At 72.9% G+C, this 9,084-nt stretch carries 9 protein-coding genes and 1 pseudogene; 5 read left to right on the top strand and 5 right to left on the bottom strand.

Annotated elements, in window-relative coordinates; translation table 11 throughout:
• Positions 1 to 50: 50 nt before the first annotated feature.
• Positions 51 to 1,070 (bottom strand): SGNH/GDSL hydrolase family protein, encoded by a 1,020-nt coding sequence (locus tag BZL64_RS28050; protein ID WP_086771971.1) that lies wholly within the window; start codon positions 1,068 to 1,070, stop codon positions 51 to 53.
• A 151-nt stretch (positions 1,071 to 1,221) separates the two neighbouring features.
• On the opposite strand from BZL64_RS28050, the gene BZL64_RS28045 reads away from it, so the two are divergent.
• A complete protein-coding gene (locus BZL64_RS28045; protein ID WP_086771970.1) occupies positions 1,222 to 2,613 on the top strand; it encodes a cystathionine beta-synthase in 1,392 nt (463 codons plus the stop codon).
• Between the two features lie 434 nt (positions 2,614 to 3,047).
• Here BZL64_RS28045 and BZL64_RS28040 read toward each other — a convergent pair whose 3' ends face one another.
• The gene (locus BZL64_RS28040) at positions 3,048 to 3,890 is read right to left on the bottom strand and encodes a helix-turn-helix transcriptional regulator (protein ID WP_086771969.1); all 843 of its coding nucleotides are present in this window, start codon (positions 3,888 to 3,890) and stop codon (positions 3,048 to 3,050) included.
• A gap of 147 nt (positions 3,891 to 4,037) precedes the next feature.
• Here BZL64_RS28040 and BZL64_RS28035 point away from each other — a divergent pair, with 147 nt between their 5' ends.
• Positions 4,038 to 4,796: an SDR family oxidoreductase gene (locus tag BZL64_RS28035; protein ID WP_086771968.1), complete on the top strand. Its 759-nt coding sequence runs from the start codon at positions 4,038 to 4,040 to the stop codon at positions 4,794 to 4,796.
• Positions 4,797 to 4,826: 30 nt separating this feature from the next.
• Here the strand turns inward: BZL64_RS28035 and BZL64_RS28030 are convergent, their stop codons facing one another.
• Both BZL64_RS28030 and BZL64_RS41400 read right to left on the bottom strand, forming a co-directional pair.
• Complete coding sequence (locus tag BZL64_RS28030; RefSeq protein ID WP_167396210.1) at positions 4,827 to 5,252, bottom strand: hypothetical protein; 426 nt, start codon at positions 5,250 to 5,252, stop codon at positions 4,827 to 4,829.
• A 99-nt stretch (positions 5,253 to 5,351) separates the two neighbouring features.
• A pseudogene (locus tag BZL64_RS41400) lies at positions 5,352 to 5,463 on the bottom strand (ABC transporter substrate-binding protein); the annotation flags it as partial.
• Positions 5,464 to 5,618: 155 nt separating this feature from the next.
• Between BZL64_RS41400 and BZL64_RS28025 the strand changes: the two are divergent.
• The 3 genes from BZL64_RS28025 (at position 5,619) to BZL64_RS28015 (ending at position 8,734) form a co-directional block, all read left to right on the top strand.
• Entirely contained in the window at positions 5,619 to 7,136 is a 1,518-nt protein-coding gene (locus BZL64_RS28025) for an aromatic amino acid ammonia-lyase (RefSeq protein ID WP_086771966.1), read from the top strand.
• Positions 7,133 to 8,038 (top strand): MurR/RpiR family transcriptional regulator, encoded by a 906-nt coding sequence (locus BZL64_RS28020; RefSeq protein WP_244205518.1) that lies wholly within the window; start codon positions 7,133 to 7,135, stop codon positions 8,036 to 8,038. Before BZL64_RS28025 ends, BZL64_RS28020 begins: the two co-directional genes overlap by 4 nt.
• Positions 8,039 to 8,149: 111 nt before the next feature.
• Complete coding sequence (locus BZL64_RS28015; protein WP_086771965.1) at positions 8,150 to 8,734, top strand: hypothetical protein; 585 nt, start codon at positions 8,150 to 8,152, stop codon at positions 8,732 to 8,734.
• A 42-nt stretch (positions 8,735 to 8,776) separates the two neighbouring features.
• Here the strand turns inward: BZL64_RS28015 and BZL64_RS28010 are convergent.
• The coding region (locus BZL64_RS28010) for a hypothetical protein (RefSeq protein ID WP_086771964.1) at positions 8,777 to 9,084 on the bottom strand (308 nt) is incomplete at its 5' end.

Raw genomic sequence — 9,084 nt, 5'->3', positions numbered from 1 at the left:
TCGGCCTGAACGGCCTCGTCCTCAAACGCCGGACAGGCTCCTGGGGATGGTCACTGGGGGACGTGCTCCGGCTCCGGGACCCGGCGGCGGCGGCGCCTCTTGAGGAGGGCCCAGGGGCCACGGGGGCCTGTAGGCAGCGCCGCCGCGACCTCCGTGCCTGCCTCCGACGCCGCCTCGGCCGCCGCACGGGCCACCGGGAGGAAGCCCTCGCGGCGGGAGACGTCGGGGCGCTCCTCCTCCGCCGGCCACAGGCCCAGCGTCGCGCACACCGTCGGCAGGACGGCCATCGCGGCCGTGGCGTAGCCCTCCGCCGAGGGGTGGTAGTGGTCGGGGCCGAACAGTTCGCGCGGGTTCGCCTCGAACTCGGGGCCCAGCAGGTCGCCCAGCGACACGGTGCGGCCGCCCTGCTCGACGACGCCGATCGTCTGAGCGGCCGCCAGCTGGCGGGAGGCCCGTCTGGCGAGCCACCGCAGGGGCTGTCCGACGGGCTCGATGGTGCCGAGGTCGGGACAGGTGCCGACGACCACTTCCGCGCCGGCCGTGCGCAGCCGCCGTACCGCCGCCGCGAGGTGACGCACCGAGAGGGTCGGGGGCATGCGGTGGGTGACGTCGTTCGCGCCGATCATGATCACGCAGACGTCGGGCACCGGGGCCGCGCCGCCCACGACGAGCGCGACCTGCCGGTCGAGGTCGTCGGAGCGGGCACCGGGCAGTGCCACGTTGCGCAGCTGGACCGGCCGTTCGGCGACCGCCGCGAGCCCCGAGGCCAGCAGCGCGCCGGGGGTCTGCCCGGCCCGGTGGACGCCCTGGCCCGCCGCCGTGGAGTCGCCCAGCAGCGTCAGGTACAGCGGTTCCGCTCCGGGACCGGGGGTGTCGTAGGCGCGGCCGTAGAGGCCGTCCGCCTGGGGGACGTGCGGGTGTGTGCCGTTGCCGACCTGGCGCCGGGCCAGCCGCATCTCCGTCAGGACCAGCCCGACGGCCGCCGCTCCGGCCAGACCGATGCCGCCGCCGCCGTAGGCCGCCCCGGCCGCGATGCGCCGGGCCACTCGTGCCCTGGACATGCTCGTCATGCCTCGCCGCCACCTCCTCCGTGTCCGTACATCCACTCCTTGCCCCGTACGGACGGTCGGCCAATCTCAACAGGGAGTGAACGTCACGGCCGGGGTCGTAGGCTGGCGTGACCACTACGACCACTGTTTTTGCAAGCAACCGGAGACAACGGTGCAATTCCACGACTCGATGATCAGCCTCGTCGGCAACACCCCGCTGGTGAAGCTCAACAGCGTGACCAAGGGCATCCGGGCGACCGTCCTGGCCAAGGTGGAGTACTTCAACCCGGGCGGTTCCGTGAAGGACCGCATCGCCCTGCGCATGATCGAGGCGGCGGAGGAGAGCGGCGCGCTCAAGCCCGGTGGCACGATCGTCGAGCCCACCAGCGGAAACACCGGTGTCGGGCTGGCCATCGTGGCGCAGCAGAAGGGGTACAAGTGCATCTTCGTGTGCCCCGACAAGGTGAGCACCGACAAGATCAACGTGCTGCGGGCGTACGGCGCCGAGGTCGTCGTCTGCCCGACCGCCGTGGACCCCGAGCACCCGGACTCCTACTACAACGTCTCCGACCGGCTGGTCCGTGAGACGCCCGGCGCGTGGAAGCCCGACCAGTACTCCAACCCCCACAACCCGCTCTCGCACTATCACTCCACCGGCCCCGAGCTGTGGGAGCAGACGGACGGGCGGATCACCCACTTCGTCACGGGCGTGGGCACGGGCGGCACCATCTCCGGGACCGGCCGCTACCTGAAGGACGCCAGCGAGGGCCGCGTCCAGGTCGTCGGCGCCGACCCCGAGGGGTCCGTGTACTCCGGCGGCTCCGGGCGGCCGTACCTCGTCGAGGGTGTCGGTGAGGACTTCTGGCCGACCGCCTACGACCGGACCGTCGCCGACGAGATCGTCGCCGTGTCCGACAAGGACTCCTTCCAGATGACCCGCCGGCTGGCCAAGGAGGAGGGGCTGCTCGTGGGCGGCTCCTGCGGCATGGCCGTCGTCGCCGCGCTGCGGGTCGCCGAGCGGCTCGGCCCCGACGACGTCGTCGTCGTACTGCTGCCGGACAGCGGCCGCGGCTACCTCAGCAAGATCTTCAACGACGAGTGGATGGCCGACTACGGCTTCCTGGAGGACGAGGGCCCCAGTGCCCGCGTCGCCGACGTCCTCAACGACAAGCAGCACGGCGCCATGCCGTCCCTCGTCCACATGCACCCCGAGGAGACCGTCGGCCAGGCCATCGAGGTCCTGCGCGAGTACGGCGTCTCGCAGATGCCCGTCGTCAAGCCGGGCGCCGGTCACCCCGACGTGATGGCCGCCGAGGTCGTGGGCTCCGTCGTGGAACGCGAGCTGCTGGACGCCCTGTTCAGCAAGCGGGCCTCGCTGGAGGACCCGCTGGAGAAGCACATGTCCGCCCCGCTGCCGCAGGTCGGCTCCGGTGAGCCGGTCGGCGACCTGATGTCCGTGCTGGGTACGGCGGACGCGGCGATCGTGCTCATCGAGGGCAAGCCGACCGGTGTGGTCAGCCGGCAGGACCTGCTGGCCTTCCTGGCCAAGGGCGGCGCGAAGTAGGTTCCGGCGTCCGGGGGCGGAACACCGGGGAAACCTGCGGTGAACCGCCCTCACCGGCGGCGGACTTCCGTTCGCCCACCGAAAGGGTGGACTTCGCGGAAGTGGTACGAGGGCGTCACGTCCGCGCAGCACACGCTTAACACGCGTCCGGCATATTTATGGATGTCGGCAGGGCGGGAGCGGCTCCCCGCCCCACCGGCACCGAAACGGCGTCACGGACCTCCGGAGCGGCTCCCGGACCTCCACCGACGCCATGGACGCGAAAGCCTGGCCTGACCCGGCTCGCGTCCCTCGCGGGGACCGCCGTCGTCCCGCCCCCCGGTAACGGGGGTGCGGCGGTCCCCGCGACATAACTCTTTCCGGGCGCGGCTCGCCCCCCGGCCCCCGGTCGCCCGCAAGGGTCCGGTCACCTCAGGTGCCTCAGGGGTGCTGCCTCAGCGGCGTTCCGCCGCCACGGGCGACGTCCAGCTCCCCAGCAGCGCCAGCCGCTCCGCCGTCTCCGAGCCCGGCTCCGGGGTGTAGACCAGCAGCGTCTGCTCCGGGTCGGCGGTGACCGCCAGCGTCTCGTACGGGAAGGTGAGCAGACCGGCGACGGGGTGCCGGACCCGCTTCACACCGTAGGCGCACTCCGCGACCGGGTGGTCCGCCCACAGTCGGCGGAAGTCCTCGCTCTTCAGGGAGAGTTCGCCGACCAGCGAGGTGAGTGCGCGGTCGTCGGCGTGCCGGCCGGCCAGCACCCGAAGGTGGGCGACGCACTGCACGGCGACCGCGTGCCACTCGGGGTAGAAGTCGCTCGCGGTGGGGTCGAGGAAGAGATGCCGGGGGACGTTGCGCTCCTCGGGGGGCGTCCGCGCGTAGTGGAACACCGCGTCGGCGAGCGCGTTCCACGCCAGGACGTCCATCCGGTGATTGATGACGGCCGCCGGGGCACGGTCCATGCCGTCGAGCAGGGTCTGGACACCGGGACGGACCGCGGGCGCGGGCGTGGCCGTGCGGCCACGCGGCCTGCGGGGGCGGGCCAGCGCGCGCAGATGGGCGTGCTCGGTCTCGTCCAGGCGCAGCACGCGCGCGATGGCGTCCAGGACGGCGTCGCTGACGCTCGGACCCCGGCCCTGTTCGACGCGGATGTAGTAGTCGACGCTCACTCCGGCGAGCTGCGCCACCTCCTCGCGGCGCAGACCCGGCACGCGGCGCCGCCCGTGCGAGGGCAGGCCGACCTCCTCGGGCCGGATGCGGGCACGGCGCGAGCGTAGAAAATCTCCCAGGTCCCCGTCCATGAGTTCGATCCTAGGCGAGAGGCCGGATCCGAACCTGGTTCTGTCAGACCCAGGAAAAGCGCATCCCTGGGTAGCCGTGGCGCGGGCGGCCAGTGTGGTGGGTGCCGCCGGGGAGACGCCCCGGCCGAGCAGTTCGAGGAGCACCTCATGTCGTACGAGAACCTGGCCGGCCGTACCGCCGTCGTCACCGGTGCCACCAGCGGCATCGGCGAGGCCACCGCCGTCCTGCTCGCCGCGCACGGCGCCCGGGTCGCGCTGGTCGCCCGGCGCGGGGAGCGGCTGGACGCGCTCGCCGGGAAGATCCGTGCCGACGGGGGCGAGGCCCTCGCCGTGGTCGCCGACGTCACCGACCAGACGTCGGTGGACGAGGCCGCCGCCCGCGTCCGGGACGCCTACGGCCGCGTCGGCCTGGTCGTCAACAACGCCGGCGTCATGCTGCCCCACCCCGTCGCCGACGGCCGGGCCGACGAATGGCAGCGGATGCTCGACACCAACGTGACCGGCGTCCTGCGGGTGATCCGCGCCTTCACCGCCGACCTGACCGACACCGCCGCCGAGGGCGGCACCGCCGATCTGGTCAACGTGTCGTCCATCGCCGCCCACGTGGCGTTCCCCGACTACGCCGTGTACGGCGCCACCAAGGCCGCCGTCACCTACCTCTCGCAGGCCCTGCGCACCGAGTTCGGCCCGCGCGACGTCCGGGTCACCAACATCGAGCCGGGGCTCACCGAGACCGAACTGCTCACGCACGTCGACACCGACCTGGCCGGCCTGGTGCGCGGAATGCTGGAGTCCGTCGGCGCCCTGTCGGCGCAGGAACTGGCCGACGTCGTCGCCTACGCCACCAGCCGGCCCCGGCACGTCAACCTGCGCCAGATCATGGTGCTGCCGACCCGGCAGGCCTGAGAGCAGCCGGTGAGCCGGGCCGGCCGGCGGTCAGCCCTCCCAGTCGCTGTTCTCGGAGGAGCCGCGCCGCCTGCCGAACAGGCCCGGGTTGATCCGGGCCGCCTGGACGACGTTGATGCCGACGATGCCCAGCCAGGACACGATCAGGCCCGGCAGATGCGCCACGCCCGCGCCGATCGCGGACAGCGGGACCGCCAGCACCAGCGAGACGATCCCGAAGCCGAAGCGCTCCCCCCAGGAGTCGGTGGCCCCCGACGAGCGGCCGTCGCGGGCCGACACCATCTGCTGCTCGGCGTACTGCCGGCGCACCCGGCGCTCGACGGCGCCGTCGATGCGCTGGTCGACCTTCTCCAGGAACGAGTCCACCAGCGCGGACTCGTACTCCTCGCCCAGTTCCCTGCGGGCCTGCAAAGTGGCGTCGAGTTCCTTCTTCAGCTCGGTGTCCCGCGCGTCCATGGTGGTCTCCCGTCCCGTCATGGAGTCCACGGTAGGCAGCGGACCCGGCGCGGGCACTGGGGTTAGCCCCCCTGTTGGTACGGGGGTCCGCCGACCGCCGTCCGGCCGACCTGAGGACGGCGGCGTAGAGGTGGCCGAGGACCTGGTTCTCGGTGAGGTTGGCGGTGCCGATGGTGATGCCGCCCTTGCTGGAGCCGCCGCCCGCGGCGGACGTGCCGCCGTTGCGAGTTGTCCCTTGCCCGGCTGTATATCCTCATGCAGAGTTCTCGGTGTGTGAATAGCTTGTCAACGGGTTGATGTTGATCCGAGGTGACGGATGACCGGTGGGCAAGATCGAGTGTCCGGATCTAGGGAGTTTGGGGTCATATGTCATCTCGGATCGTGGACGCGACGGAAGCCGCGACCGACGGAGCCTCCGCCCCCGTCGTCCTTGACGGCCGCGGCCTCGGCGTCGCGGACGTCGTACGGCTCGCCGACGGAGTCGCCCCGCCGGTCCCCGCGCCCGACGCGGTGCGGCGGATGACGGACAGCTGGGACGCCGCCCGGCAGATCGCCGCCACCGGCCGCGTCTACGGCCGCTCCACCGGCGTCGGCGCCAACCGGAACGAGGACGTGCCCACCGAGGCGGCCGCCGGACACGGCCTGCGCCTGCTGCGCAGCCACGCCGGCGCCATCGGCGAGGAACTGCCCGCCCGGCAGGTGCGGGCCATGCTCGCCGTACGCGCCAACCAACTCCTCGCCGGCGGCGCCGGACTGCGGCCGACCGTCGTCACCGCCCTGTGCGAGGCACTGGAGAGCGGCGCCCACCCCGTCGTCAACGAGTTCGGCTCGGTCGGCACCGGGGACCTCGCCGCCCTCGCGCAGCTCGGCCTCGCCCTGGTCGGCGAACACCCCTGGCGCGGCACCGGCGCCCCGCGGCCCCAGCCCCTCGACAACAACGACGCCCTCGCGCTCATCAGCAGCAACGCCCTCACCCTCGGCCAGTCCGCCCTCGCCCTGCACGAGCTGCGCGGTCTCATCGCCGCCACCCAGGTCGTCGCCGCCCTCTCCCTGCTCGCCGTCGACGGCTCCCACGAGGCGTACGCCGCCCCCGTCCACCTGGCCCGGCCGCACCGCGGCTCCGCCGAGGTCGCCCGCCGTATGCGAGCGCTGATCGGCGCCGACGAACGGCCCACCCCGCCCCTCGGACGCATCCAGGACCCCTACGGCTTCCGCTGCCTGCCCCAGATCCACGGCCCGGCCCACGACGCCGCCGACGCCCTGGAGGAGGTGCTCACCATCGAGATCAACGCCGCCGCCGAGAACCCCCTCATCTCCGCCCAGGACCTCACCGCCTACCACCACGGCGGCTTCTACCAGGCCCAACTCGCCCTCGCGCTGGACCACTTCCGGCTCGCGGTGACCCAGGTGGCGCGCCTGTCCACCTCCCGGCTGTCCACACTGAACGAGCCCGCCTACACCCGGCTGCGCCCCTTCCTCGCCGACCCCGAGCCCGCATCCTCCGGCGTGATGATCCTGGAATACGCCGCCGGCGCCGCCCTCGGTGACCTGCGGGCCTTCTCCGCCCCCGCGTCCCTCGGCCACGCTGTACTCTCCCGAGGCGTCGAGGAGCAGGCCAGCTTCGCCTCGCTCGCCGCCCGGCAGACACTGCGGGTCTGCGGCGCGTACCGTCTCGTCGTCGGCTGTGAACTCGTCGCCGCCGTACGGGCGCTGCACCAGCGGGACCTGAGGCCCGAACCGGGGCTTCTGGTGAGCCGGGCGCTGGAGCTGGCCGAGTCGGTGCTCGACGAGGACCAGGCCGACCGGCCGCTCACGGACGACGTGACGGCGGCGGCCCGGCTGCTGGACCGGTTCACGGACATCTGGAGGGGGAGCGGGGCATGAGCGCGGACAGGGACGCGGGTGTGGACGTGGGTGCGACGTCAGGCGCGGGGCACGGGACCGGGGGGCCCGCCGACAGTCCCGCCAACCGGCTCCAGGCACTCTTCGAAGGACACCGGCTGACGCCCACCCAGCGGCGCATCGCCCACAGCATGGTGCGCCGCGCCGCCGACGTGCCCTTCCTGTCCAGCGTCGAACTGGCCGAACTGGCCGGGGTCAGCCAGCCCTCCGTCACCCGCTTCGCGGTCGCCCTCGGCTTCGACGGCTACCCCGCCCTGCGCCGGCACCTGCGCGAGGTCGCGCCCGCCGAACAGAGCGCGGGCTCGGCGTCGTACAACGAGTACCAGCAGGCCGTCGAGGCCGAGATCGAGAACCTCCGGCACCTCGCCGAGGTGCTCGCCGACCCGCGGCCGGTGCAGAAGGCGGGACGGCTGCTCGCGGCCTCCCGGCCGCTGGCGGTCCTCGGGCTGCGGGCCGCCGCCTCCCAGGCGTACGGATTCGCCTACTTCGCCGCCAAGGTCCACCCGGACGTCCGGCTGCTGCACGAGGGCGGCACGATGATCCACGACCGGATCGACGCGGCCGTCCGCGCTGGCGCCTCCACGCTGCTGTGCTTCGCGCTGCCCCGCCACCCGCGCGAGGTCGTCGACACCCTCGCCTACGCCAAGGAGGCCGGCCTGACCGTCGTGACGGTCGCCGACTCCGCCTTCGCGCCGGTCGCCAAGGTCTCCGACCTGCTGCTGCCGGCCGCCGTCGGCACCGGCCTCGCCTTCGACACCGCGTGCGCGCCGATGCTGCTCGGCCGGGTGCTGCTGGAGGCCATGTGCGACGACCTGCCCGACGCGCAGGCCCGGCTGGAGGAGTTCGACGCGAGGGCCGCGGTGCGGGGCCTGTTCGTGGAATGAGCCCACGTTCTCGGGGCTTTTCGTGCCGTTCTCATTGTCGTCTCACGTTCACTCGCTAATCTGCTCGATCGGAAAAGGATGCGAGTCATCCAGACGACGAGGAGGCGGAACGTGGCACGCGGAGGTCAGGGACTGGCTCGGGTGGCCGTCGTCGTACGGGCCGGGGCCGCGCCGTTGTGGTGGTGCGGAGTGGTCGCGGCCGGTGTCGGCGTACTGCCGTCCGGGTTCACGGGACGGCGGATCGGGGTGATGGCGGGGGCCGCGCTCTTCATCGTGGCGGCGGCCGTGGTGGCACTCGTGCGGCGCAAGCGGTACAGCGCGCTCGCCCGTGCCGCCGTCCGCGCGAGCAAGCACGATGTGCTCCAGGACCGCTCGGTGGCGGTGCGCAACTGGCGCCGCGGTCACCGCTGGTGGCTGCTGCTCGCCTTCGCCGCCGCGCTGGGCAGCGCGTTCGCCGTGCCCGCCGCGGCCGGTCTGCTGCTCGCCGGGTGCGGTACGGGGCTGCGGCTGAAGGCCTCCTGGCTCGGGCGGCTGGAACGGGCCGAGGACGCGCTGCTGTGGGTGCGCGTCGACTGGCTCGCCGGGAACGGCGGCCGGCCGGCCGGCAAGGCGGTCAAGTCGTACCGCAGCACGGGCATCGCGGCGGGCGACGCGGCTCCGGGCGGAGCGCGCCGCCGCACCGCGGCACTCGTGTAGTTCTCGTTCAGGGTCCGGAGGACCTGGTGGGTCCCCGGTGGGTCACACCTCCAGGTCCTCCTCGATCCGCTTCAACTGGTGGCGGGCCATCGCCAGGTTGGCCCGCTTGGCGTCCAGGACCAGGTAGAGGAAGAGACCGTTGCCACCGCGCCCGCCGATCAGGCGGATCAGGTGGTACTGGTCGGACAGCGTGATCAGGATGTCCTCGATCTGGGCCTTCAGCCCGAGGTGCTCCATCGTGCGCATCTTGGAGCGCACCACATCGGTGTTGCCCGCGGCGGCGACGTTCAGGTCGAACGTCTTGCTGCCGCCGAGCGTGCCCAGCGCCATGCCGCTGGTGTAGTCGACGA

Origin of the sequence: Streptomyces bobili (assembly GCF_002154575.1) — a bacterium.
GTDB lineage: Bacteria > Actinomycetota > Actinomycetes > Streptomycetales > Streptomycetaceae > Streptomyces > Streptomyces bobili.
This window is presented reverse-complemented; position numbering and strand designations above follow the sequence as displayed.

What these genes read in the sequence shown, in the direction of transcription:
- BZL64_RS28050 (WP_086771971.1), bottom strand. Translation starts at nt 1,070, where the DNA reads ATGACGAGCATGTCCAGGGCACGAGTGGCCCGGCGCATCGCGGCCGGG.
- BZL64_RS28040 (WP_086771969.1), bottom strand. Translation starts at nt 3,890, where the DNA reads ATGGACGGGGACCTGGGAGATTTTCTACGCTCGCGCCGTGCCCGCATC.
- BZL64_RS28035 (WP_086771968.1), top strand. Translation starts at nt 4,038, where the DNA reads ATGTCGTACGAGAACCTGGCCGGCCGTACCGCCGTCGTCACCGGTGCC.
- BZL64_RS28030 (WP_167396210.1), bottom strand. Translation starts at nt 5,252, where the DNA reads ATGGACGCGCGGGACACCGAGCTGAAGAAGGAACTCGACGCCACTTTG.
- BZL64_RS28025 (WP_086771966.1), top strand. Translation starts at nt 5,619, where the DNA reads ATGTCATCTCGGATCGTGGACGCGACGGAAGCCGCGACCGACGGAGCC.
- BZL64_RS28020 (WP_244205518.1), top strand. Translation starts at nt 7,133, where the DNA reads ATGAGCGCGGACAGGGACGCGGGTGTGGACGTGGGTGCGACGTCAGGC.